General features: G+C 66.4%; 2 protein-coding genes. Both read right to left on the bottom strand.

The annotated features are described in order from the left end of the window. Nucleotides 1–126: YiaA/YiaB family inner membrane protein (locus M3221_RS25670; protein ID WP_311316178.1), on the bottom strand; the 126-nt coding region annotated here is incomplete at its 3' end. 103 nt (nt 127–229) lie between these two features. After that, the coding region (locus tag M3221_RS25665) for a helix-turn-helix domain-containing protein (RefSeq protein ID WP_251274825.1) at nt 230–458 on the bottom strand (229 nt) is incomplete at its 5' end.

Here is a 458-nt window from a genome sequence, read left to right as displayed (position 1 = left end):
CTTCTCGTTGAGCTGCATGCCGGCGTTCCAGAGCCCGATCAGGAAGGCCGCGAAACCGGCGAGCAGCGCGGCCCACGAGGCGGCCACGAACGCGAACGACGGTTGCTGGATGGTGGTCTGGTTCATTGCTGTGCCCTCTCTTTCTTGTTGTTCGAAATCGTTTTCGTTGAACTGCGTTTCGCGCATGGTAGCAGCTTTGGCGCGTGTCCCGACGGCCGTGTTTGCACGCTTACGTTTCGCGCCGCGCGCGCCGCCAGCGCCCCGGCGTCGTGCCGAGCACCGCGCGAAACGCCTTGCCGAACGCGGCCTCGGACTGGTAGCCGACCGCCTGGCCGATTTCCGCCTGTCCGCGCTGCGTGTCCTGCAGCAGCGCGCACGCATGCATCATCCGGATCTGCGCGACGAACGCGCCGACGCTCATCCCCGCCTTCTCGCGGAAATGCCGCGCGTAGGTCGCA

It is taken from the genome of Domibacillus indicus (assembly GCF_023715895.1).
GTDB lineage: Bacteria > Bacillota > Bacilli > Bacillales > Domibacillaceae > Domibacillus > Domibacillus indicus_A.
This window is presented reverse-complemented; position numbering and strand designations above follow the sequence as displayed.